General features: G+C 35.5%; 19 protein-coding genes and 1 rRNA gene. 10 read left to right on the top strand and 10 right to left on the bottom strand.

The genetic code is table 11. From position 1 onward, the window contains the following. Window positions 1-216 precede the first annotated feature (216 nt). The 4 genes from cydB to AAGD44_RS00200 are packed head-to-tail and all read right to left on the bottom strand — an operon-like array spanning window position 217 to window position 4610. Complete coding sequence (gene cydB, locus AAGD44_RS00215) at window positions 217-1236, bottom strand: cytochrome d ubiquinol oxidase subunit II (protein ID WP_341764092.1); 1020 nt, start codon at window positions 1234-1236, stop codon at window positions 217-219. Then, a complete protein-coding gene (locus tag AAGD44_RS00210; protein ID WP_341764091.1) occupies window positions 1233-2612 on the bottom strand; it encodes a cytochrome ubiquinol oxidase subunit I in 1380 nt (459 codons plus the stop codon). Before AAGD44_RS00210 ends, cydB begins: the two co-directional genes overlap by 4 nt. Window positions 2613-2651: 39 nt before the next feature. Further along, a complete protein-coding gene (yaaA, locus tag AAGD44_RS00205; RefSeq protein ID WP_341764090.1) occupies window positions 2652-3407 on the bottom strand; it encodes a peroxide stress protein YaaA in 756 nt (251 codons plus the stop codon). Window positions 3408-3467: 60 nt separating this feature from the next. Beyond that, window positions 3468-4610, bottom strand: a complete 1143-nt coding sequence (locus tag AAGD44_RS00200; protein WP_341764089.1) for a hypothetical protein — start codon at window positions 4608-4610, stop codon at window positions 3468-3470. 402 nt (window positions 4611-5012) lie between these two features. Between AAGD44_RS00200 and AAGD44_RS00195 the strand changes: the two genes are divergently transcribed. Then, on the top strand, window positions 5013-5765 hold the full coding sequence (locus AAGD44_RS00195; RefSeq protein ID WP_341763544.1) for an IS5 family transposase: 753 nt from the start codon (window positions 5013-5015) through the stop codon (window positions 5763-5765). 77 nt (window positions 5766-5842) lie between these two features. Here the strand turns inward: AAGD44_RS00195 and AAGD44_RS00190 are convergent, their stop codons facing one another. From AAGD44_RS00190 to nadC, 3 genes are all read right to left on the bottom strand, one after another. Further along, on the bottom strand, window positions 5843-6901 hold the full coding sequence (locus AAGD44_RS00190; protein ID WP_341764088.1) for a hypothetical protein: 1059 nt from the start codon (window positions 6899-6901) through the stop codon (window positions 5843-5845). Window positions 6902-7045: 144 nt separating this feature from the next. Further along, complete coding sequence (locus AAGD44_RS00185) at window positions 7046-8701, bottom strand: hypothetical protein (RefSeq protein WP_341764087.1); 1656 nt, start codon at window positions 8699-8701, stop codon at window positions 7046-7048. Window positions 8702-8796: 95 nt separating this feature from the next. Then, window positions 8797-9630 carry a carboxylating nicotinate-nucleotide diphosphorylase gene (gene nadC, locus AAGD44_RS00180; protein WP_341764086.1) on the bottom strand — a complete coding sequence of 278 codons (834 nt, stop codon included), beginning with the start codon at window positions 9628-9630 and terminating at the stop codon, window positions 8797-8799. Between the two features lie 296 nt (window positions 9631-9926). Here nadC and iscX point away from each other — a divergent pair, with 296 nt between their 5' ends. Then, entirely contained in the window at window positions 9927-10136 is a 210-nt protein-coding gene (gene iscX / locus AAGD44_RS00175) for a Fe-S cluster assembly protein IscX (protein ID WP_341764085.1), read from the top strand. 29 nt (window positions 10137-10165) lie between these two features. On the opposite strand, the gene AAGD44_RS00170 is transcribed toward iscX, so the two are convergent. Both AAGD44_RS00170 and AAGD44_RS00165 read right to left on the bottom strand, forming a co-directional pair. After that, on the bottom strand, window positions 10166-11038 hold the full coding sequence (locus AAGD44_RS00170; RefSeq protein WP_341764624.1) for a bifunctional 5,10-methylenetetrahydrofolate dehydrogenase/5,10-methenyltetrahydrofolate cyclohydrolase: 873 nt from the start codon (window positions 11036-11038) through the stop codon (window positions 10166-10168). Window positions 11039-11040: 2 nt separating this feature from the next. Beyond that, entirely contained in the window at window positions 11041-12042 is a 1002-nt protein-coding gene (locus AAGD44_RS00165) for an NAD(P)/FAD-dependent oxidoreductase (protein ID WP_341764084.1), read from the bottom strand. Between the two features lie 111 nt (window positions 12043-12153). Here AAGD44_RS00165 and AAGD44_RS00160 point away from each other — a divergent pair, with 111 nt between their 5' ends. The 3 genes from AAGD44_RS00160 to AAGD44_RS00150 all read left to right on the top strand — a co-directional run bounded on the left by AAGD44_RS00160 (window position 12154) and on the right by AAGD44_RS00150 (window position 15401). Then, window positions 12154-12405, top strand: coding sequence for a monovalent cation/H+ antiporter complex subunit F (locus tag AAGD44_RS00160; protein WP_341764083.1), 252 nt, complete (start codon window positions 12154-12156; stop codon window positions 12403-12405). Further along, window positions 12402-13655, top strand: a complete 1254-nt coding sequence (locus AAGD44_RS00155; protein ID WP_341764082.1) for an FAD-dependent monooxygenase — start codon at window positions 12402-12404, stop codon at window positions 13653-13655. The genes AAGD44_RS00160 and AAGD44_RS00155 overlap by 4 nt, the downstream gene beginning before the upstream one ends. A gap of 243 nt (window positions 13656-13898) precedes the next feature. Next, window positions 13899-15401: ribosomal RNA gene (locus AAGD44_RS00150) — 16S ribosomal RNA — on the top strand. Between the two features lie 649 nt (window positions 15402-16050). Here AAGD44_RS00150 and AAGD44_RS00145 read toward each other — a convergent pair. Further along, the gene (locus AAGD44_RS00145; RefSeq protein WP_341764714.1) at window positions 16051-17526 is read right to left on the bottom strand and encodes a UDP-N-acetylmuramoyl-L-alanyl-D-glutamate--2,6-diaminopimelate ligase; all 1476 of its coding nucleotides are present in this window, start codon (window positions 17524-17526) and stop codon (window positions 16051-16053) included. A gap of 60 nt (window positions 17527-17586) precedes the next feature. Between AAGD44_RS00145 and AAGD44_RS00140 the strand changes: the two genes are divergently transcribed. From AAGD44_RS00140 to mraY, 5 genes are all read left to right on the top strand, one after another. Continuing rightward, the gene (locus tag AAGD44_RS00140) at window positions 17587-17730 is read left to right on the top strand and encodes a palindromic element RPE1 domain-containing protein (protein WP_341764081.1); all 144 of its coding nucleotides are present in this window, start codon (window positions 17587-17589) and stop codon (window positions 17728-17730) included. Between the two features lie 712 nt (window positions 17731-18442). Continuing rightward, window positions 18443-20599 (top strand): hypothetical protein, encoded by a 2157-nt coding sequence (locus AAGD44_RS00135; protein ID WP_341764080.1) that lies wholly within the window; start codon window positions 18443-18445, stop codon window positions 20597-20599. A gap of 301 nt (window positions 20600-20900) precedes the next feature. Next, a complete protein-coding gene (locus AAGD44_RS00130) occupies window positions 20901-22190 on the top strand; it encodes an MFS transporter (protein WP_341764079.1) in 1290 nt (429 codons plus the stop codon). A 100-nt stretch (window positions 22191-22290) separates the two neighbouring features. Beyond that, window positions 22291-23670, top strand: a complete 1380-nt coding sequence (locus AAGD44_RS00125) for a UDP-N-acetylmuramoyl-tripeptide--D-alanyl-D-alanine ligase (RefSeq protein WP_341764078.1) — start codon at window positions 22291-22293, stop codon at window positions 23668-23670. Then, window positions 23670-24755 (top strand): phospho-N-acetylmuramoyl-pentapeptide-transferase, encoded by a 1086-nt coding sequence (mraY, locus tag AAGD44_RS00120; protein WP_341764077.1) that lies wholly within the window; start codon window positions 23670-23672, stop codon window positions 24753-24755. Before AAGD44_RS00125 ends, mraY begins: the two co-directional genes overlap by 1 nt. Window positions 24756-24792 lie beyond the last annotated feature (37 nt).

Genomic DNA, 24792 nt, shown 5'->3' with positions numbered 1-24792 from the left:
CACTTATTTTAACTAACTAACAGGCTATTTTACTGGGTTTTGCTAAACATTAAGAATATTATTTTTATAATATAAGATAAGGATATTACAAATATTAATCCTCCTAAATATAATATAATAAACCACCACCATTCTTTGGTCTTTTTTGTCAAAAGACTTTTAGGTAGCTTCAAGGAAGTAAAAATCTTTCTTAATTTAGAATATAGTATCATAAATTTAGTACATTGGGTGGTGGGTTGATTTACCACGGAATACATAATAACAAAAAGCTGTATATCCTAATATTACTGGTAAAAGAATGATGATACCTATCAACATAAAAGATTGGGTTTCTGCTATTGCTGCTGCTTGCCATAAAGAAATTTGGTGTGGTACTATAAAGGGCCAAATGCTTATACTAAGTCCTAAATAACCTAATATAAATAGTAAGATTGCGTAAAGAAATGGCTGAAATTCTTTATTTTGCCAAATAGCTGTACACAACATAAAGAAGGTACAAATAGTTAAAATAGGAATTACGGAGAGATAAGCAAAATTAGGCATAGTAAACCATAATACTCGAATTCTTTCATTTAAAAATGGTACCCATAAACTTACTAACCCAATAAATAGCATAACGTACATTAATACATATAATGCGCATTTGCGTGCCCATCTCTGAGTGTTGTCATCTGTTTTCATTATCAACCAAGTGCAGCCAAGTAAGGCATAGCCAAACATTAATGCTACTCCAGTCATGATAGAAAAAGGGGTTAAAAAGTCAAAAACAGTACCAGCAAATGTTCTGCCTTCCACCTTAAAACCTTGAACAAAAGCTCCAAGCATAGTACCCTGAAAGAAGGTAGCAATAATTGAACCAAAATGAAAGGAGTAATCCCATATATATCGATATTTAGCAGAAGTTTTAAATCTAAACTCAAAAGCTACTCCTCGGAATATTAAACCTAAAAGCATTATAATGACTGGTATATAAAAGGCGGATATTAAAATTGAATAGGCTAGTGGGAACGCTACAAATAAACCCGCTCCTCCTAGTACTAACCAAGTTTCATTACCATCCCAAAACGGTGCCACCGAATTCATGATTTTATTACGGCAATCATCAGTGGGCGCAAAGGGGAATAATATACCTATTCCTAGATCGAAACCATCTAATAATACATAGAGGAAAATAGCTATACCAATTATCCCGCCCCAAGCTAACGGCAGATCTAAATATGGAGAAAAATTAATCATAGGTCTGACCTTGCTGTTAATGGATTTTCTAGGCTATGAGCGCCATATGTTTCTTCTTCATTTATTATACGAGGTCCTTTTTTTATTAAATTTAAAATGTAGTAAATACCAGCGCCAAATACAAAACTATACACTACAACAAAGGCAATTAAGGATATAAATATATATTGGCCTAATATGGGGGAGGAGCTTTCCGATGTTTTAATTATATTATATACGACATAAGGTTGTCTGCCAATTTCTGTAACAAACCATCCTGATAATACTGCTATAAAACCAGAGGGGGCCATGATCACACACCAACATTGAAACCATTTTGTATCAAATAATTTTTTACGTAGAGTGAGAATAATAGCGAAGATACCAGTCAGTGCCATTAACATACCAATACCTACCATAATTCTAAAAGCAAAAAATATTATTAACACAGGAGGGCGGTTTGTTTTGGCCCATTCTGTTAATCCTTTTATTTCCCCATCCCATCTATGAGTTAAGATCAAGCTGGCAAATTTAGGTATTTCTAGCGAGTATTTAGTCTTCTCTTCACGTTCATCAGGCCAACCAAATAATCTAAGGGCCGCCCCTTTCTCAGTTTCCCAGATCCCTTCTATTGCAGCAATTTTTGCCGGTTGGTGTTTTAGGGTATTTAACCCATGTTGATCGCCAATAAAAATTTGTATTGGAGTCACAAATATTGCCATTAACATAGCCATGCTCAACATAATTTTTGCATGCTCAACGTATTTTGCTTGTAAAAGGTACCAGGCAGCAACTCCCCCTACTGTGAAAGCAGTGGTTAAATACGAAGCTATAATCATATGGCAGAAGCGATAGGGGAAAGAAGGGTTGAAGATAATTTCTAACCAATTTAATGGATATATGATATTATTAACCCCTATGGAGTAACCTCTAGGAGTGTGCATCCAGCTATTTGCCGAAATTATCCAAAAAGCCGATATGATAGTGCCAATGGCTACAATTAAAGTGGCGGCAAAATGCATTTTTTTACTCACTTTATTCCATCCAAATAGCATAATTCCCAGGAAAGAAGATTCTAGAAAGAACGCAGTAAGTACTTCAAAACCTAAAAGCGGGCCTAGAACATTCCCTACTTTATCAGAAAAACCAGACCAATTAGTACCAAATTGATATGACATAACAACTCCAGATACTACCCCCATACCAAAAGTAACAGCAAAAATTTTAACCCAGAATTTATATATTTCTTGATAGATATTGTTATTGGTTTTTAACCATAATCCTTCTATTACAGCCAGCCAACTAGCAAGGCCAATGGTAAATGATGGAAAAATGATGTGAAAACTTATAGTAAAGGCAAACTGGATACGTGATAAGAGGTTAGGGTCAAATTCCATATTATTTTGTACTATTTAACTCAAGTTAAGGAAATAGGTTTATGCAGGAAGTCTAATAAATACCCAATCTTTATTTGAAGATTTACTTGCATTATATTTATAATTTAATTCCGTAAAATCTTTCAGTTTTTCTGGATTATCTATAAGATTTGTTGCAATGTAGTTTATCATACTACCCCTAGCTTTTTTAGCATTTATTCCTATCACCTGTAAGATATTATTTCTAGCTTCTTTAAAATGAATATTAATAATTGGGTAATGCAAATTATGTTGATTTACTGTACTAGCGTATTCATTTGATGCTAAATTGATTAGGTATTTATATGAATGAGTTGCTAGCATTTGATTTATATGATTAGTTATATAGTCTTGCCAAAAATTGGATAGTTTGCCTGCATTTGGTAGGGTGACTGACATTTCGAGTCTATAGTCCTTAATTAAATCAAGTGGCCTAAGCACTCCATATAATCCTGATATAATAAGTAAATGATTTTGCAAAAAATTAATTTGCTCTTGAGAAAAATCTTGTTTTGCAATACTAATATAAACGTCCCCGTTATAAGCAAATATCGCTTGCTTAGATATCTGATTATCAAAATCTTGGAATCTATTATAGGTCAATTCAGCAATTTTATCACTAACATGCATTAATTGTTTAATTTGGTTTTGTGATAGTTTTTGACATATTTGTACTAAATGACGCGTTTCATCGATAAAATATGGTTGTGTTGGTGGTATATCAATTATTGGCAGAAGAAAATCCTGCGATTTGGCCGGAGAAATAATGCTGATCATAATAACTTATTGTAATTATAATAAACTAAATTCAATATAACGAATTATATTGAATTTAGTTTATTCAGACAATCCTCCTAAAACTTGTATAATGCCTTCCGCTGCGATGGATGCATCGGTTGGTATTAAAGGTAGTTGCGTATCTTTAAATGATAAAGATTGCGCATTAGGTAAAAGCTGCTGGGCATACTTATGATCTATAACGTTGTCATTATGTTTATGGTGACTTTCGTTCATAGCATTATTACTCACAATATAAACTTGCCCAGGTTTAAGCAGGTTAGTTGCTTCAGTCACTTGACTTGTAGAATCGCCTCCTATTATAGCTACGCTATTTCTATCATTTAAATATACTGCTCCCAAAAAAGCGTTGAATAAACTAGGGGAGTCAAAATTAAAATTATCAAATATAATCTTTGTGCTATCCAATTGGTTTTTAGCAGCTGTTAAAAAACTCTTGCTGACTGAATCTATTATATCACCTACCTTATGTAGAGGCAATTTTTCACCAGTAATAGGATCATTTTGCCCCGTTCTAGGTCCATTAGTAACTAGCATTATCATATTTTGAGCATTCGCTATGCTGCCTAGCTGTGTCCCTAGTTGTTCTGCGGACTCTTTAGTATAATATTTCATCTGGCCCGCCTTATCTGGAGCATCTCCAGGTAAGGCTACTAACAAAATTTTAGCATTATCAAGGATTGTTATTTTATCCTTCTCGATCCATTCATTATAACTTTTAATTATATCTTCCTTAGTTTTGTTATGTGGAACGCCAATGGTGGTTATTAATTGCACTTTCGCGCTACTAAAAATATGCTGACTTTGTTCATCTATTGCTGACTTAGGGATAATAATTATATTTAAATTAGATAAATGCTCTCTAACCTGGTTAGGTAGTTGATGGCCGCTCCAAATAAACACATGTTGTGGTTCTTTTTGTAAAGAATTTAGTACTTCCATACCATCAATGCCCGCACCTATTACTAGAGCTGTCTTATTATGGATCATATTTTGAATAGCTAAGATTTTTTTAGGTTCTAAACTATATGCTCCTGCTTGGTTTTTGTGTATGGCAGTTTCGTATGTTATATTGTGAAAATCCCTCGATTCTAAGGCCATGCCAATGCCCCGAACGTTATTATCATCGCCTACATAATGGCCCCCACTTAATAATGCAACTATTAATACATCTTTTAACATATTATTCCTCTTTCTGACTGGTGATTATATAGATATACTTCTTGGAACTTCAAGAATTGGCGTCGTCGTGCCCTAAAAATCGAGGCTGCTCACGTACTTTAGTACACTACGGTTCTGTGAGCAAAAATGCCTATAAATCTACTCATTATACTCTTCGCCTTTCAAGAGTTGTTTTTTCATTTTATCGTGGTTTCGCGTGCTCACGTACTTAGTTGTACGCTCCGCGCGCTCACCCCTGCCAAATAAAATCCAACTCTTGAAATCCATTGCGTATACATAGAAACCTTCACAGAACCTAGGTTGTGTTGACAAAAAAAATAAGGTTGAGGTATAAGAGATAGAGGATTGCAATAATAATACTAAGTGGTAGTTTTCAGTCATTGAAACAAAGAAACCACCACAATGAAGTATTACATAAATGAACGAGTATGGGAAGTAATTATAACATTTTTAAAACAAACTAAAGGAATACATAGCCATGATGAAGCTAGCTTAAGGAAATTTATTGAGGCGATATGGTTTGTAACCAGGAGCGGATGTCAATGGCGCCTTTTACCTGAATATTATGGATATTGGTACAGTATTTATCGTAGATTTAAGAGATGGGTAGAACAGGGTATATGGGAAGCATTAATGGATTATGTAACAAGGGATGCAGATATGGAATCAACTATAATCGATGCGACTATTGTCAGAGCACATGCTTGTTCATCTGGGTATCACAAAGGCAATCAAGAGCAAGCAGCCTTAGGTAGAAGTAAAGGTGGTTTTAGTACTAAAATTCATACTAAAGTTGATGCGCTTGGTAATCCTTTGAAGTTTATTCTGACTGCTGGGCAGAGGAACGATATTACTCAAGCTGAAAATCTTACCAAAGATATCCACGATATTACCTTGATAGCAGATAAGGGGTATGATAGTAGTGCCTTTGTAAAAAGCTTAGAGAATAAGGGTTGTAAGGTTGTTATTCCGCCGAAATGTAACCGTAAAGTACAACGTGAATACGATAAACATATTTATAAAGAACGACATTTAATAGAATGTTTTTTCAGTAAAATTAAACATTTTAGACGCATATTCTCTAGGTTTGATAAAATTCCCGACACCTTCTTAGCTTTCCTAAATTTTGCAGGAACTTTAATTTGGTTACGTTAAATTTTTTGTCAACACAACCTAGGCAGTATTGACAAAATTTTAGCCCCTTTTTAATTAGATAGAAATATTCACAGAATCTAATATTCACAGGTTATTGGATAAGACCCTGCCAAATCTATTAATGTTATAGCAGCATTTTGTTCCTTACTACCAGTATCTTCCATCTCATTTCTTTTGTTAAGGGGTAAATATGATAGAGCTAGCTTAAGGGAGGGTAGTTTATCTAGGAAAGAAAACACATCCACCCCAGTCAACATATTTTCTAAGGGGAATGAAGGCGGAGCGGAAGGTAATTTTGAGCTTGCTACCTCTTCATATGCTGGTGGCGGTAATGGGGGAGCCAAGGGGGATAATTCTTCGAGTGGGGCAGAGGGTTTTGCTGGAGAGCATAGGGAGCCCCGTGAAGCTGTTTCCTTATAGAGCAGCAAGTCATTATAAGAGTTTGATTCCTCATAAGATGGCGGGAGCTCTTCTGGCGGCGCTGAAGGCAGTAATCCTTCGAGGGGTGGGGCAGAGGGCGTTATAGGTGAAATTAGGGGGACCCTTGCATCTGCTTCCTTATAGCGCAAATCATTATAAGAGTTTGATTCCTCATAAGATGGAGGGGGGCCAGGGGGCGCTGAGGGTAGTAATTCTTCGAGCGGGGCAGAGGGTACCACGAACGAGAGTAGGGGGAGACGTGAAACTGCTTCCTTATAGGGCAGCAAGTCATTAGAGATTGTTTCTTCATAAGATGGAGGGGGGCTTAAGGGTGCCAAGAGTAGTGATTCTTCAGGCGGGGCAGAGGGCTCTTTTGGTAAATTGGTAGTAGCCATTAGGGTTTTATAATTGTCAACTTGTTTTGATAAAAGCCCAGTAAGGAGGTCAGAAAAAGGCGTTACATGATGATCAATAAATTCAGCAATTTTTGTCATATTATTATAGAACTTACCTAAAATATTTTGATAGGTTGATTCTAGCGTCAGCTCAGCTATTTTATAATATGTCGCGCACTCCTTTACTCCTTCTTTCGGGAGTTCAATTAGGTTATGCAACATTCTTTTAAAATGTCCCTCATAGCTTTTGGTATCTTGTTCCTTAAAAAATTTCCTAGTATAATTATACATCTTATTGCCTATTGCTGATATATTGATCATACTCCACTCATTTTATAATTAATCTATTTATTCTTACACAATTTTTAACATTATTCAAGTATAATACAAAAGTTTGAAACAATTAAAGCAATTTTCAAGTGTTGACAACAAAATCAGCTACTAGATCGACAGGAAGTCTGTTGTTTATCTCCCCCACCCTTTTCTCTGAGTTTGATTACTAATCATACTAGCAACCGTAGTAGTAGGCTTACAGGAGGGGCTTACACTCTTCTGACGTTCTGTTAATGCTTGCTGAATTTGTCGGGTCTTTACCCCTGATTCAATAATAGATTGATGTTCTTCCCGTAATTTTGCTTCCCTATCACCTTTAGATTCTTCTGCGGTAAGAATTGGTTCTCCCTTTGCCATCTTAATTAAATTATCTACAACAAATGGCCCACAACCTTTATCATTTTGTTGTTGACGAATTTTTAAATCGTCGATTTCAGAATCAGGCGCTATTTTTTTAAGTAGCTTCAATAAGTCGGGCCTATAGCCTATAGGATTTCCTGTAGGATCGTTATAAATAAATTTTATATTATTATTCTCATCTCTCTTGATTGCTAAACCTACCCAATGTCCCCCGCCCGTCTCAACTGGACAGACAGCAGCCTCTATCTTTTCTTTTCGTAGGTCGTTAACCGCTTGGGTAAGTCTGTTTTCTAGATAACTTATACTCATTTTTGATGAATCAAGAGAAAAGCCAGTACCAGCAGAACCTTCGCAAACAGAAACTTTTGCTGGGTCAACTGAGGCCTTTAATAAAGTGGTAATATCCTCATCAAAATATAAATAATTTGGATTTTGCAAACCTTGCTTCTCTCGCACAGTAGCCTGGTTTCTAGCCTGAGGTACAGCCTCTTGAGTTGCTGGTTCTGTTACCATTTTATTTAAGGCAGTTTTTAACCTTGCAGCATTTGCCTGTTGAATTTCAGACTGTTTCTGTGCTGCATTATAGGTATTTGGTAATAGCGCCGGTTTCAAGCTTAAATATATATCAATAGGGTTTTCCTTATAGATATCCTGTTGGTTAGAGGTCTTCCGGTCATTCTCAAATTGACTAGATATTTGAGAGATATATTTTTCTAGTTTTGCAGGAACATTGCCATTAAGTTGCAAAATTTCGGCTACTTCAATCATAATGCCTTCCTTTAGATTTTTCTTATCTATCGCATTATCACCACCAATGTTAAATTTAGTCATAATGAGATCAGTCATCATATCCGCATTATTTAAAGGCACATTGATTACAGCAATTCGTGCATCTTTACCTAATTTTTTTACTTCTGTATTTAGAGAGGTGGTGATCGACTGAATATGGGTAGCCTTATCTGCTGTGATATGAGCTTTATCTATAGCGGCCTCTTTATCCTCAATATTTGCAAAAAATACGTGGTTAGCTTTAGTCAAAAGCGGCCGCCACTCTTTATTGAATTCTTCATTTCCTGTATTATAATGATTAAATGAAAAACAAACTTTAATCCCTAACTCCTTCAACTTCTCTAGTGCTGTCTTGATGATGATAGGGAGAGGTTTATTATTGTTATTAAACTGAATATTAACTATAGGCTGCCCATTTTTTTCTTCTGCTTCCTCTAATATTTCCCTTATTACATTATTCGGATTGTTTATTATATCGCTAATATCTCTTCCCTGAATGCTTGTCTCATGCTTAACATCAGCTATTTCGAAAGGGGTATTGAATATATTCAAGTCTTTTTGAGAAGGGCCGTTTTCAGACTCATTAAAGCCATTAATGTTAAATAATACTAGATTATTTTTTGATTTATTGGTTTCCATGTTCATTCCTCAATAGTTAAACTAATAAGCTTAAATTAAGATATTTCGTATTATAGCTTAAAAATTGTATAATGTAAATTTTATATATTTAAACTTTATATATCTAAACCAATGTCAATTGATGGTACGGAATTAGTTAACCGCCCGATTGATATAAAATCTACATTTAAATTGGCTAGCTGAGATATGGTTTGTAAAGTAACTTGTCCTGAAACTTCAATTAAGCATTCATTATTTATAAGCTTTACCGCATTGCTGATCTGCTCTAAGCTCATATTATCAAGCATTATAATATCCACCCCGCACTCTAAAGCTTTTTGCACTTGTTCTAAATTATCACATTCTACTTCTACTTTCGTATAGTGAGGAGCATAAGCTTTTGCTTTTTGGATAGCATTTTCAATAGAGCCACAAATTGCTATATGATTATCTTTTATTAAGATACTACTATCTAGCGCAAAACGGTGATTGCGTCCTCCCCCACAAGTAACAGCATATTTCTGTAGTAGCCTAAGGCCTGGCAAGGTTTTACGTGTATCACAAATTTTAGTTTTATTATTATCTATTTTAGTAACATATTCATTAGTTAAAGTTGCGATGCCGGATAAATGCTGCAAATAATTCAAAATAGTTCTCTCCAAAGCTAATATTTCAAGAGCCTTACCAGTCCCTTTAATTATTGGCCCTCCTGCCGCGATATTATCCCCATCTTGTGCAAAGAATTGATATTTAATATTTGAGTGATTATTAAAGAAGTATAAAACTATAGGGCATCCACACAGCACCATTTTTTCTCGCGCACTAATATGAAATTCGATATGTTGGTTTTTATCAATTAAATATTTAGAGGTAATATCACCTCCTATCCCTAAGTCTTCTGATAAGGTATTATCCAGAAATGTCTTAAGTGAAGTTAGATGTAGTTGCATAATAATCTCACTGCCTTTAATAATTTACTAATATACATATATACTAATAAATTATTTATTGATAGATCTGGTGAAATGGTAATAGTAAACATATGAAACCCAAATAACTATAATTCGGTTGGCAAGTTGGAGATAATTCTAAGGTCAAATCATTCGGTTACTTATATTTAAGGAGCATGAGGTTTATGTGTAGCTAAATCACTTTGGCTATAGTTAGAGAGTTAATTTCAAATGTACGAGCTAATACGAATTTGGCCAAAAGGTTTATATTATAAAAAAATAATTAGGTAAAAATAATGCATTGGAATGATGTGGACGAAATCGCTACCCATTTAGAAGAAAACTATCCCGACGAAGATATATCTGAATTAACCATACAAGATCTTGAAGATTTAGTAAAATCACTAAGTGAATTTGATGATCATGAGGTTGAAACAAATAGAGAAGTATTAAAAGAAATACTTGAAGCTTGGGAAGAAATTAGAAATAATAATTCCCAAGAATAGCCCATGAACTTATCCTATAAATATTGGGGTTATTTAAGCTTATAGTGGGATCGTAGTGCTGCTTTAAGTGTATTTTGCAGTAAAAAAGCCACCGTCATAGGACCCACCCCTCCAGGCACAGGAGAAATATACCGTACTTTATTAACAACATTTATAAAGTCCACATCTCCAACTATTTTATCTGTGCCTGGAATTTTACTGATCCCCACATCAATGACTATAGAATGAGGATTGAAATATTCTTCCGTTAATTTTAAGGGCACGCCAATCGCCGATATCACTATGTCAGCTTGCATAGTGATGCTACGTAAGTTTTGAGTACTAGAATGACATATAGATACTGTACAATTTTCTTTGAGTAATAAAGCGGCGAGCGGTTTGCCTACTATATTTGAGCGCCCTATAACCACTGCATTCTTCCCTTCTAAATTTGAGTCTACATGTTTCAGTAATTCAATACAACCAAGAGCTGTACATGGTATGAAACCGTTCCCTAAATCGCTATGTAGATAACCAACATTGAGCGGGTGAAAGCCGTCCACATCTTTATTAGGGTTAATAGCGGATAAAATTATGTTATTATCTATATGGGGAGGGAGAGGAAGCTGTACAATAATACCTGAAATAGTAGGGTCCTCGTTCAAGTGCTTTATCTCCTTTATTATATGATTTATGGAAACATTATCTGGTAAATTGATTTGTACTGCCTTCATGCCAATTTTTTCTGCAGCTCTTAACTTATTTCTTATATATAAAGTGCTGGCTGGATTAGCTCCTACTAAAATAATAGCAAGGGCAGGTACTAATTGATGTCGTTGTTTAAGATTTTCTATTTCTGCAGCTAACTTAGATAAGATTTCCCCTGCAAAATATCTACCATTAATTATATTGTTGGGTGATATCACTAGCTATTTACTCCTTTAGTAGTAGAATATTCAAAATGTAAAGCTTTCCCTTCAAATACTTTAGTATAAGCATGATGTAAACTGCTAGCGGCTTCAGCAAAACCAGTCAGAATTAATTTTAGTTTTCCCGGATAATTAGCAATATCACCAATGGCGTAAATTCCTGGGATATTTGTTTCCAAAGACTGAGGATCTACTAGTATATGATTAGTTTTAAGGTTTAATCCCCAGTTTTTTATCGGACCTAGTTCTTGAGCTAAGCCAAAAAAAGGTAATAAAATATTGGCAGGTAAAATCCGGATATTTCCTTCTAGATCCTTTACCCCTACTGCGTCGAGTTTCCCATCATTTCCTAATAAATGGTCTAGTTGATAATTAATTACAAGTTCCACTTGCCCTTTTGCGGCTAATTCTTTCAATTGTCTTATACTTTCTGGAGCAGCTCTAAATTTTTCGCGCCTATGTACTAAATATATTTTTTTTGCAATGTCTGCTAGTAAGATTGTCCAATCGACAGCAGAATCTCCTCCGCCCGCTATTACTATTTCTTTATTAGCAAAATTATTACGATTATTAATGAAATAAAATACTGATTTACCTTCAAAAGTTTCTATATTGACAAGTGGGGGTTTATTAGGGCCAAAAGCACCACTGCCCGCAGCTATGATAATGACTTTAGCGGATATTATAGTATTTTTCGAAGTAGTAATTTTGAACCCTTTTTCCTCTTTGCTCAGTTGGGTTACTTGCTGATTAAGGTGATAAGCAGCATTAAAGGGTCTTGCTTGCTCTTCAAGTTGTGTGATTAAGTCTGCAGCAAGAATTTTAGGGTAAGCCGGTATATCATATATAGGTTTTTCTGGATAAAGCAGGCTACATTGTCCGCCTGTTATCTCTTGTGAGTCGATGATATGACACCGCATCCCTAACATTCCAGCTTGAAAAATAGTAAACAACCCAATAGGTCCTGCGCCGATAATAATAATATCAGTATTGTACATATAGTTTATAAAATTAAATTAGTTTGTTAAAATTATAGTTGTTATTGAAATAGTTAGTACCTTAGAAAGAAAATTGTTATATTTTTATATTATTTAGTATTCAGTAATTTTATGATAAATATTTTTTTAATTATTATACTCTTGTTTATTATTGTTGTAGTTTTGTTGTTAATTAAAGAAATAAATATTTTTAGCAAAATTCTATTATTAAATAGTTTAACTAATATAGTAAGCTTGTTCATTTGTTTTTTAGGGTCGTTTAAAATGAATAGTTCTTATTTAGATATTGCTTTAATATATTTTCTTTTAAGTTTTATAGCAAGTAGCGCTTATTTAAAATATTTTATAGGTCAATCTAAATGAAAAAGGGTATAGTCATATTAGGGTGTGGCTTGAGCGGAATGCTTACCGCCTTATCTTTTGCTAAACGAAATATCAAGACTACTATTCTTGAGTATCAATCTATTAACGCAATTAATTTTGGCACTGATATTAGGACTACCGCATTAACTCCAGCCTCAGTAAAATTTTTAAATAATATTAATATCTGGGATAAACTTGAAATATTTGCTAGTAAAATGCTTGAGGTATATGTTGTCGATAATAAAGCCCCAGAAATGTTATGGCTAAAGGATGTTAAAAACAATGAGCCATTAGGCTATATAATAAGTAATAATGATTTAAAAAAAATTTTGTTAGAAGAAGTTAAACAAAACGCTTTAATTGAGATAATTGATCAATTTGACTATCAAAAGGTTGAGAGTCAAAATGACCAGACTATCATCTATTATCAACATACTAAACTCCCCTCAGATGATTTTGCTGCTAGGCGCGGTGGAGCGAAGCCTATAGATAATAGGCAAGCATTGAGCAACAACGCATGCAAATTCATATCAGAGGAGTATAAAATGATCCAAAGCGATTTATTGGTAGTGTGTGATGGGGTTAATTCTAAAGTGCGCTCTTATTATTTTTCTAATAAAATAGAAAAAACATATCAGCAAACTGCTCTGACATTTAATATTCGTCATAATAAAAGTCATGATAATTGTGCTATCGAACATTTCATGCCTTCAGGACCTTTTGCAATTTTACCCTTAAAGAATCCATTTTGTTCCTCAGTAATATGGAGTACAGCAGAGCGGCAAGCCCCCTTGTTACTAAATTTATCTAAAGAACAACTGGAATATTTAGTAAATAAGAATTGTGGAAATTCTTTAGGAATTATTCAGATAGATAGTGAAATTAGTACTTTTCCTTTGAAGGCTCGTGTCTCTAATAAATATTTTTATAACAGAATAGTATTAGTAGCAGATAGTGCTCATCTTATTCATCCGTTAGCTGGGCAAGGTTTAAACCAAGGGATAAAAGATATTGATACCCTAACACAATTAATTTTTGATAGAGAAATCCACCAGGAGACGCTAGCGCAATATCACAAATTAAGGCAGGAGGATAATTTTATTATGTATATGATTACCGAGAATTTAAATAGTATTTTTTCCAATCATTCAAAAGCCTTATGGTACTTAAGGCGTTTGGGTTTTGTCACTATAGATAAAGTACAATTTGTTAAAAATTTTATATTGCAATATGCTATGGGGAAGAGATAATAAAGAGCAAGTCACAAATTTAAAGAATTACTATTTATAATTCTTTAAAAAAATGATAAATAGTAATTGACAGGGGCGGGGAACTTACATATAATCACTCCTAACAAAAAGATGATCCTTGAGGTCATCAGCTGTTTTTAAAAGTAAATAATCAGATATAGGTAGTGACAGCAAATTGTACTTATCACTAATAAGTGATAACTTAAACCTGTCAATTTTTTGAACAAAAAAGTAGACAGGATCAAACTTGAGAGTTTGATCCTGGCTCAGAACGAACGCTTTCGGTATGCTTAACACATGCAAGTTGAACGGATTAATTTAGGGCTTGCTCTAAATTAATTAGTAGCAAACGGGTGAGTAACACGTGGGAATCTGCCCATCAGTACGGAATAACATTTAGAAATAAATGCTAATACCGTATATTCTCTTCGGAGGAAAGATTTATCGCTGATGGATGAGCCCGCGTCAGATTAGGTAGTTGGTAGGGTAATGGCCTACCAAGCCAACGATCTGTAGCTGGTCTGAGAGGATGATCAGCCACACTGGGACTGAGACACGGCCCAGACTCCTACGGGAGGCAGCAGTGGGGAATATTGGACAATGGGCGAAAGCCTGATCCAGCAATACCGAGTGGGTGATGAAGGCCTTAGGGTTGTAAAGCCCTTTTCAGCAGGGAAGATAATGACGGTACCTGACCAAGAAAGCCCCGGCTAACTCCGTGCCAGCAGCCGCGGTAAGACGGAGGGGGCTAGCGTTGTTCGGAATTACTGGGCGTAAAGAGTGCGTAGGCGGTTTAGTAAGTTGGAAGTGAAAGCCCGAGGCTTAACCTCGGAACTGCTTTCAAAACTACTAATCTAGAGTGTAGTAGGGGATGATGGAATTCCTAGTGTAGAGGTGAAATTCTTAGATATTAGGAGGAACACCGGTGGCGAAGGCGGTCATCTAGGCTACAACTGACGCTGATGCACGAAAGCGTGGGGAGCAAACAGGATTAGATACCCTGGTAGTCCACGCCGTAAACGATGAGTGCTAGATATCGGAGGAAATTCTTTCGGTTTCGCAGCTAACGCATTAAGCACTCCGCCTGGGGAGTACGGTCGCAAGATTAAAACTCAAAGGAATTGACGGGGGCTCGCACAAGCGGTGGAGCATGCGGTTTAATTCGATGTTACGCGAAAAACCTTACCAACCCTTGACATGGTGGTCGCGGGAAGCAGAGATGCATCCCTTCAGTTCGGCTGGACCACACACAGGTGTTGCATGGCTGTCGTCAGCTCGTGTCGTGAGATGTTGGGTTAAGTCCCGCAACGAGCGCAACCCTCATTCTTATTTGCCAGCGGGTAATGCCGGGAACTATAAGGAAACTGCCGGTGATAAGCCGGAGGAAGGTGGGGACGATGTCAAGTCATCATGGCCCTTACGGGTTGGGCTACACGCGTGCTACAATGGTATCTACAGAGGGAAGCAATACGGTGACGTGGAGCAAATCCCTAAAAGATATCTCAGTTCGGATTGCTCTCTGCAACTCGAGAGCATGAAGTTGGAATCGCTAGTAATCGCGGATCAGCATGCCGCGGTGAATACGTTCTCGGGCCTTGTACACACTGCCCGTCACGCCATGGGAGTTGGTTCTACCTGAAGGTGGTGAGCTAACGCAAGAGGCAGCCAACCACGGTAAAATTAGCGACTGGGGTGAAGTCGTAACAAGGTAGCCGTAGGGGAACCTGCGGCTGGATTACCTCCTTTAAAGACACTACAGCATATTATAAATTTTATAATATTTGCTCAAGTCCGACTTTCGCTGTCACTACCTTTAACTGATTATTTATCACACTCGTATTTTGGCATTGCCAATAAATAGTTGATGCCGGAGCATTGTCATTGCGAGAAGGCCATACTGGTTATATTGCGACCAGTTGCGCTAATAAAGGTGTATGAACATACATCGAAAAAAGCGCAACTATCTCCTCTTGACAACCTATTCCTTCCAACTTTTAATCTCCATGCAACAAGGCCGAAGGCCATAAGGCTGACGAAGCAATCTCGAAAAATCCTGCAAACGAGCCAATGTTTCCTGGATTGCTTCGCTACGCTCGCAATGACGTTTACGGTATAGTTTATATCATTATGATACATACAGGATACTATGCGGAAAGCATAGTAGTCGTGCATACTTGAAGATAAATACCCTGTACGCACCTTATGGCCTATGCTATACATTTAGTACGCTGCGGTGCTGTAAGCAAAAATGCCTATAAATCTACTCATTACATAAACACCTTCACAAAACCTAGTCTATAGACTGCAATGTAGTATTACATGTACGTTGCGCTCGCTTGCCATTCAAAATAAAATGATGATTCTTGAAGTACGAGCAGTATAGTATATTTAACTATCAATCCTTGAATGATTTTAATGCTTTCTTAGCAATATCAAAGTCACTAAATGGGGTTTTTATATCCTTAATTATTTGATACTCCTCATGCCCTTTACCAGCAATTAATAAAATGTCATTTCTCTGTAGGTTATTTATAGTGTAGATAATAGCTTCTTCTCGATTGGCTATTTCTTCATAATTAGAATTATTATCACCTATACCTTTAATGATCTGTTGCCTTATTGAGCTTGCAGATTCATATCTAGGGTTATCGTCAGTAATAATAATTTCATCTGCTATTTGGCTAGCAATGTGCCCCATTTGTGCCCTTTTTGTAGTATCTCTATTGCCCCCACAACCAAATATAACCTTTAATGACCCAGCGTTTGCTTTTATTTGTTTGAGCTCTAACAAGGTTTTTTTTAATGCTTCTGGAGTATGAGCATAATCAATCACTACATGATAGGGACTATTATCATCGCTAGCTCTTTGTAATCTTCCTTTCACTGCTTCAATTTTCGGTAACTTTGCTATTACTTCATTCAATGGGAAGCCAGTCAGGTGCACCATCATTGCTGCAATTAATAAATTAGAAGCTTGAAAACTACCGATTATACTAGTAGCAAAATTATAACATTGTTCTTTATAGGTGAAGCTAATGTTTTGTCTATCAATTGCTTGCTTGGTGGCAGTAATGTTTAAATCTCCTCCCCTACCCACAGTTAAAAATTGTATATTATGTGCTTGTAAATAGCTGGTAATAAATCCTAATTGTTTAATTTCAGAATTAATTATAGCAATACCAAATGGTAATAAATTGTTGGTAAATAACCTTAATTTTGCTAAAAGATAAGAATCCATATCTTTATGATAATCAAGATGATCTTGGCTGAAACTAGTAAAGCATGCAACTTGTACTTTGATCCCATCTAACCTTTGCTGGTGAAGGCCGTGGCTAGAGGCTTCGAAAGCTATATAATTAATATTATGCTTGGCAAGGATATGGAAAATTTGCCTAGTAGTTAAAAGATCTAAAGTGGTAAGCTGCGGAGATTTGTCTAGAATTTCCTGAATAATAGAGAGATTTATTGCGGGCGAATACTCAACGCCTAAGGTCCCTATTGAGCTACTACGGTGGCCTAATAAGGAATATAATTGCCTACAATAAGATACTACAGAAGTTTTGCCATTGGTGCCGGTAGCAGCCACCCTATATTTAGGTAATAGCGGATAAAACAGATTAATTGAATCTAGTAAAGCTAGTCTAGAATCTTCAACTAGCGTTATATTGACGTTATTAGTAAGAATATTTGAATTATTTAGGGCATCAGGGTTGTCGGTGACAATGAATTTTATCCCTTTTTTTATTACGACATCGATAAAATTATTACCATCAGCGGTGAGGCCTTTGATAGCAAAAAATATATTCCCTGGCTGTGCTAGCCTAGAATCTGAAGCTAAGCCAGTGATTTCTTTCGATTTTATTGCCGAAATAAAATAATTAAATGGTTTGTGCAATTTGATCCTAATTATTAGAAGTATATACTAGACCTCTTGCATAACCTAAAGATAATTGAAGAATTTTTAGGAGAAACGAAGTCGAGTACCGCAGCGTACATAGACGTACGTGAGGAACAGAGAGGAGTTTCGACAACAAAATTACCAATTAGATTAGGTTATGCAAGAGGTCTACTCTAGGAACTTCAAGAATTGGCGTCGTTGTGCCCTAAAGATCAAGGCTGCTCACGTACTTTATGGTACGCTGCGCTGCTCGATTTTGAGCTTCCTCGCTCTACTTAAAGTTGATTCTATCGTCTACCAACTCTTGAAGTACGAGCAGTATACTGCTCGTACTTCAAGACTCCTCATTCAACCTCTCTGGAGACTCGTATTGGGCTGTGACCGCCTCGAAACCTAGGGGCGATCCTTAGCTGCAGTCCCGAAAGAAGTAGATAAATAAAGTAATTAGTATACATATTAGACCTCTTTCATAGCTCGCATCGAGCTGGTAATTGGGACAATGAATCTAGGCTCGAATCCTCACGCACATTTAAGTACGCTGCGGTTTGGGGCAAAGAGTTGCCTTCAAATTCCCTGGGCGATGCGAGCTATGAAAGAGGTCTATTGTTATTTGGAAAAATTCAAAGGTAAAGTAAATGCCTAATAAACGCAAGCAGTATTTCAGCAATTTGATTCAGTAGACCTCTTTCATAGCTCGCATCACATCTCTGTCGCATTCCCTATCAGCAGCGAGTTTCGAAAGAAGTCTAACATAAGGACCTAAAATTTGTAGATTCTAAAGTTTGTATTATTTATTTATTGTAATTCAATTTTAAGGTAAATATAATAAATTATTTTTAATTACAGATTAATATAACTGCTGGTGAATTAATTGCCTAATAATATATTTATGAATACAGAACCTATTTTTGTTAAACGTCCTCATACACAACAAAACGACAATGAATTAATAGTTAATAAGAAACAAAAAACTGTTAGGGCAGAGAAGCAAGATGTGAGAGTAGGCGCCTTGCAATATTGCCAAATGCCACAAGGCATAAGTCAGGACCGCCAAAGCAATGTACATTATGAAGTAGATACAGATAGGAGTTTCTCGAAATTTTATGTGCTCAGTTCTTCAAATCAACAAAGTATAGCAAGAGAGCTTCAAACTGCTAGGCCGTTTTGGGAAAGTAATTCTTTAGAGCAATCAAGTTTTTTAGAATTACCTATCCCGCAAATTGTAGTACGAGAAGTACAAGAAGCGTTTACTAAGCTACAACAAAAGTTTAGGTTAGGACAGACAGTGCATGAGCTTGAACCAACCTTCATTGCAATTATAAGCGATGATTCTGTGATTCAATTGAAATATATAGACTTTTTTCTTAATAATGATCCCGCCTTAAGGGTACTGCAAGCGCTAGAATGTATATTTGGTAATGCTTTTCTTCCGAATTTAGTATGGATTTCCTATATAATAAGGTGTGAAAATAATATAATAGAAGTTTTTCAAGAATTATGTGCTCAATTATTTTATTTGAATGAAGCTGATAATACTTATTGTCAAGATCAAGAAGGTAATTATTTTTTTACAGAAGAGATAAATTTATTATTTCATCATCTATCGCTCCCTGAGATCGCTATCATATGTCATTCTGGGGAGGGAGCAATAAATATTCACATTATCAAAACATTATGTCGATTTTATGTAAAAGCTCAGCTAATTGAAAATGATTTAGGTAAATGTAGTAGGGGGAAAAGTGCAGAAATGCAAGAATCCTGGAATGAATTGACGCACTTATTAAAACATGCACAACATATAGAAGTAAAAAAAGTAGAACCATTCATAGAGTATCTTAAAGGCCGATACCTTTCTATACTTCATTGTTCAAGCTCTAATATTTCTGGGGTGCAACTTGTTGAGCATTTGGAACATAATCGCGAAAATACAGACAAAGTTACCCCAACAGATGTTAACATAGAGATACCTACCATAAATGATAAGAGTCCAACTAAATGCTCTGCTATTATAGTCAATTCAGGAGAATTTGGTGCTAGGAGCGATGGAGCGACGCCTATATATAATAGGCAAGCATTGAGTGACGATGTCACCAACTTCTCATCAGTTGACTATAGTAAAACAACTAAGGTCATAGGAAGGAGTAGGACAGTGGAGAAGGATATTAGAGAAAGAGCAAGCCTGGAGATTTGGAATCATGAGCAACAGCAAGCTAGCCTAGCTAATAATTATGATTCGTCAGGGGTCTGCCATTCAAAGATAAATCAACATATATTTGCCATTGTACAAAGAAGGTTTAAATTAGAGCAGACCAGCCAGCAGCTTAAATGCGATTTCATTACTACCATCTCTCCTAAAGAGAGAACCCAAAAGCCATATATGCAGTTTTTTATTAAGAATAAGTCAGCATTAAAAGCGTTAAAAACTCTAGAGTATAAGTTTGAAGCAGAACTTAACGATAATTTAGTCTCTATCTCTTCTATAATAAAGAATGGGACGCGTACCAGTGCAGTTTTTGAAGCTTTATGTCAATATTTATTTGAGCGTAATGAAACGGGTGCTTACCAGCAAGATCATAAGGGTAATTATATTTTTAAAGGGGAGAGCAATTTTTTACTGAAATATATATCCTTTCACGAAATAGCTACTATATGTTGCCCTGGCGCTGGTCGTAAAAACCTTCAGATTCTGCAGAAGTTAGGGGAATTTTATGCCAAAGCACAGGTGCCGGAACAAGATGTAGGTGACCATATGCTAATAGAAGTAGAAAATGTTAGAGCAAGTTTAGGCGAATTGCAAGAAACATTAATAGAGATCCTTCCTTCTAAATATCAGCATAAAATATATAACTTGATAAATAAGCTTACCACAAAATATGATGCTATTATCCAAGATAATTCCGATAATAATATTACTAGCTCTAATTTAGCAATACCCCATCATTATAAGAACTCAGAAGAAGAGATAGGAAATCCAGAAATAACAGCTCTCAGAGAAATCTTATTGGTGAGAGAAGAGGCGAATCTTATAGGGGTTGAAATGTCGTAGCTCTACAATTATCAAGGATTTGAGGATATAATGTATATATACTACTCGTCTTTCAAAAATTGTTTTTTTATTTTATCATGGACTCACGTGCTCACGTACTGGCATGTACGCAGCAAACGCTCGCCATTTAAAATAAAATCCAATTCTTGAAGTTCACCGAGTATACCAACTCTTCAGTTACGAGCAGTATATGTTACTTGCGCGTCTCTACTGCGTAAAATATAGTCAATTGACTATAAAATTAGGCTTCTAGTAATCGCAAGAGTATATCAAGTAAAAATAAATGAATTATAATAAACTTATGACTAATACTTCATTAACAAGACAAGATTTATCTATTATAATAGGGAATGGCTTAGACCATTTTGATATAGCTCTCTATGGTTTTATTGCCCCCATCCTGTCAAAAATTTTTTTTCCTAATAACGATCCTATAGTAAGTTTAATTTTAGCTTATAGCGTTCTTGCAAGTTCAATAATTACTAGACCCGTAGGTGCGATAATTTTTAGTATAATCGCAAAAAAATGGGGAGCGCCTTTAGCTTTATCTTATTCATTAATAGGAGTTGCGGTTGCTACAGTATTAATGAGTATTATCCCCTCTTATGAAATGGTAGGATGGGTTGCTCCTCTTATATTAACTATTGTCCGGATGTTACAAGGGATATTTGCAGAAGGCGAAACTTCTATTGCAAAATTATATATTCTCGAAAATAAGCCTTATACTCAAGCTTTAAGAGCTTCTACATTATATCAATTATCGACTATGCTCGGAATTATTATTGCTTCCTTTATTAGTACAATCTTAATTATTTTTAATGCTCCTGAATATTGGAGGTTATGTTTTGTCTTTGGGGGTAATACGGCTATTATAGGATATTATTTAAGAAAGAACTTAACTACAACTCCAATATTAATTAAGCCAAAAGTGCAAATTCGAACTATTATAAGTAATAATATAAGTTTAATTAATAATAATAAGATGAATATCCTATATGTGTCAGTAATAAACGGCTTTTCATATATGACTTATGCGATACCTTTTATAGTAATGAATAGTTTGATCCCTTTGATTACCGCAATAACCTTCGAAGAAATGATGAAATATAATACATTGTTACTAATTGTGGATGCTGCTCTATTTGCGGCTATATTTCCTTTAATAGGAGAGTGGATAAAAAAGAGTAGCCCTAATAGAGTAATGTCTATTTGTGCTGTTCTTTTAACCATCACTATTATCCCCTTATGGTGGTTTGTGGATCATGCTTCTTTATGGTATGTGAGTTTAGTTCGTTTATGGATTATTGTGTTAGGAGTAATTTTTGCCTGCCCCTTGAATATATGGGTTAATGACTTATTACCCGCTTCCGATAAATACTTACTCTCTAGTATTAGCAATGCGATAGGAAGTTCCATATTAGGGCGTTTTACTCCTGCCCTTTGTATTGCGCTATGGCATTTTACTGGCACTTCTATATCTGTAGCAATCTATATTGCTCTGATTTCTATAGTTACTATATGGGCATTAAAAAAAGGTAGTACAAAATCAGGAATTTATTATGATCAAATCAATTTGGACTCATCGAGTTAACATATTCGTAACTGTATCAATCCCTTGCGAAGCTCGATACGAGTTGTACAAGAGGTCTATTGATAAAATATTTTAGAAGGAGAATAATGTGGTTAAGAGAATGATTTGGTCAGCAGAAGATTTAAGCAATTGCTTAGGAGTAGTAATACATCCTAGTATTGCTGGTCAGCAAATACAGTTTAATTCTAATGCGGTATTAGCAGGAGATTTATTTATCGCCCTTAAAGGTAATAGAGATGGGCATGATTATGCGCTAGAGGCTATTGCTAAAGGAGCAAGTGCCGTAATTATTAGCCGCGAAATCCCAGGAATAGCTAGTGATAAAGTCATTAAGGTTTCTGATACATTATTAGCTTTGATACAAATGGCTGAATATAAGCGGCGCAAGTCGAAGGCAACCTTTATTGCGGTTACGGGGAGTAGCGGTAAAACAGGGACTAAAGAAGCAATTAAAACTATTTTGAGCCATTTTGGTCCGGTTTTTGCCGGTAGAGGAAACTTTAATAATTATCTAGGGGTACTCATTAATCTTGCTTCTATGCCATGTCATATAGAGCAGGCTATATTTGAGCTAGGTATGAACCACGCAGGAGAGATTAGAGAACTGAGCCAAATGGTAAAGCCTAATATAGCGGTGATTACCACGATCTCGGAAGCGCATTTGGAGTTTTTTAACTCTTGCGTGGAGATTGCAGATGCTAAGTGTGAAATTTTTGAGGGCATGGCAAAAAATGGGATAGCTATTATAAATATCGATAATCAATATTATGGTCGAGTTTTAGATAAGCTACAGAAGTTAGCAATGAATAATATATTTACTTTTGGTAAATCCATGGGCGCAGATTCTCAATTAATGCGATATAAAAATCAAGGCCAAAACGTACATTTACAATATGCTGTTTCTAACAAAATACTTGTTAAGGCGCTAGATATTGTGACCCCACTTATCCCTGAACACTCTGCGGTAAATTACGCAGCAGTTCTGCAAGTAGCAGCAGTTCTCAATAAAGACCTAGAAGTAACTGTTAGGCAGTTGCCAAAAATATTGCCTACTGAAGGGCGCGGTAAAATTGTTAAAGCTGAATATAATAATTTGAATTTCGATATTATTTGTGATTATTATAATGCTAACCCTGAATCATTAAAAGCCTCTTTATTATATTTAAAACAACTTAGTAGCAAACAAAAAATAGCTATAGTAGGAGACATGCTAGAATTGGGGAATGATTCGGTTCAATTACATCAAGCGATGGTGCCCCTGATAATTGATTCCGCTGCTACAAAAATCTGTTTAGTTGGTAATCATGTAAGGCATATATATGATTTACTTCCTCAGTATATAGAAAAATATCATTTTGATAATGTAGATACGCTGATAGAAAATATGAGTGAGTTGCTTAGTGGGAATGAATTGATTTTAATAAAAGGTTCAAGGGGTATTAAACTTGATAAAATTCTACAAATTTTTAAGGTATTATAATGTTATATAATCTACTAGCGCCCTATATCCAAAAATTACATATAGCAAATCTATTGCATTATATTACTTTTCGTATGGGGCTTGCTATGTTATTTAGTTTGCTTATTTCATTTTTAATAGGCCCACGTCTCATTAAATTTTTACACAATCTTCAGAAACATGGGCAACCAATTCGTGATGATGGTCCAGAAACCCATAAATTAAAAGTAGGAACCCCTACTATGGGGGGGATAATGATTATCTTTTCTGTTTGTAGTTCAACTTTATTATTTACCGATCTCACTAATAAATATATATGGATAGCATTATTTATATTTATTAGTTTTGGCATAATAGGGTTTATAGATGATTACGCAAAAATTACCAGAAATCACCACCGGGGGGTGAGCGGGAAGAAGAAATTATTATTTCAATCGATTATTTGCCTTATTGCTTGTTTGTTATTAAATAGTGTTAGTAATCCAAATAGTAATATCCTTAGCATACCTTTTTTCAAAAATTTAGTTCTTGATTTAGGGCTATTTTATGTACCATTCTCTATGTTCGTTATAGTAGGGGCTTCCAACGCAGTTAATTTAACTGATGGGCTTGATGGGCTTGCAATAGTACCAATAGCAATTACTGCTGCATCTTTTGCTTTAATTATCTACCTAGTAGGTAATAATTTTTATGCAAATTATTTGCAAATTATTTATGTACCCTATATTTCTGAACTAGCAATTTTTTGTACTGCAATTGTTGGGTCTAGCCTCGGGTTTTTATGGTTTAACGCACAGCCAGCAGAGATATTTATGGGGGATACGGGCAGCTTAAGTTTAGGTGGAGCGCTTGGAGTGCTCAGTGTAATTGCTAAACATGAAATTGTATTAGCAATTACAGGTGGCTTATTTGTAGTGGAAACTCTATCTGTAATAATTCAAGTATATTATTTTCGAACATCTGGAGGCAAAAGAATTTTCAAGATGGCCCCATTACATCATCACTTTGAAAAAGGGGGGTGGCCTGAATCAAAGGTGGTAATACGTTTTTGGATCATAGCTATAATATTTGCGTTAATTGGTTTATCTTCCCTCAAATTAAGATAACCCCACTTTCTATAAGGATTATTTAAATTTTTAGGTA

The organism is Candidatus Tisiphia endosymbiont of Beris chalybata (assembly GCF_964026555.1).
Taxonomy (GTDB): Bacteria; Pseudomonadota; Alphaproteobacteria; order Rickettsiales; family Rickettsiaceae; genus Tisiphia.
The sequence above is the reverse complement of the archived record's forward strand: the minus strand, read 5'-3'. Positions and strand labels throughout refer to the sequence as shown.

Coding starts and splice junctions, on each gene's coding strand:
- cydB (WP_341764092.1), bottom strand. CDS start 1,236: ATGATTAATTTTTCTCCATATTTAGATCTGCCGTTAGCTTGGGGCGGG.
- AAGD44_RS00210 (WP_341764091.1), bottom strand. CDS start 2,612: ATGGAATTTGACCCTAACCTCTTATCACGTATCCAGTTTGCCTTTACT.
- yaaA (WP_341764090.1), bottom strand. CDS start 3,407: ATGATCAGCATTATTTCTCCGGCCAAATCGCAGGATTTTCTTCTGCCA.
- AAGD44_RS00200 (WP_341764089.1), bottom strand. CDS start 4,610: ATGTTAAAAGATGTATTAATAGTTGCATTATTAAGTGGGGGCCATTAT.
- AAGD44_RS00195 (WP_341763544.1), top strand. CDS start 5,013: ATGAAGTATTACATAAATGAACGAGTATGGGAAGTAATTATAACATTT.
- AAGD44_RS00190 (WP_341764088.1), bottom strand. CDS start 6,901: ATGATCAATATATCAGCAATAGGCAATAAGATGTATAATTATACTAGG.
- AAGD44_RS00185 (WP_341764087.1), bottom strand. CDS start 8,701: ATGGAAACCAATAAATCAAAAAATAATCTAGTATTATTTAACATTAAT.
- nadC (WP_341764086.1), bottom strand. CDS start 9,630: ATGCAACTACATCTAACTTCACTTAAGACATTTCTGGATAATACCTTA.
- iscX (WP_341764085.1), top strand. CDS start 9,927: ATGCATTGGAATGATGTGGACGAAATCGCTACCCATTTAGAAGAAAAC.
- AAGD44_RS00165 (WP_341764084.1), bottom strand. CDS start 12,042: ATGTACAATACTGATATTATTATTATCGGCGCAGGACCTATTGGGTTG.
- AAGD44_RS00160 (WP_341764083.1), top strand. CDS start 12,154: ATGATAAATATTTTTTTAATTATTATACTCTTGTTTATTATTGTTGTA.
- AAGD44_RS00155 (WP_341764082.1), top strand. CDS start 12,402: ATGAAAAAGGGTATAGTCATATTAGGGTGTGGCTTGAGCGGAATGCTT.
- AAGD44_RS00135 (WP_341764080.1), top strand. CDS start 18,443: ATGAATACAGAACCTATTTTTGTTAAACGTCCTCATACACAACAAAAC.
- AAGD44_RS00130 (WP_341764079.1), top strand. CDS start 20,901: ATGACTAATACTTCATTAACAAGACAAGATTTATCTATTATAATAGGG.
- AAGD44_RS00125 (WP_341764078.1), top strand. CDS start 22,291: ATGATTTGGTCAGCAGAAGATTTAAGCAATTGCTTAGGAGTAGTAATA.
- mraY (WP_341764077.1), top strand. CDS start 23,670: ATGTTATATAATCTACTAGCGCCCTATATCCAAAAATTACATATAGCA.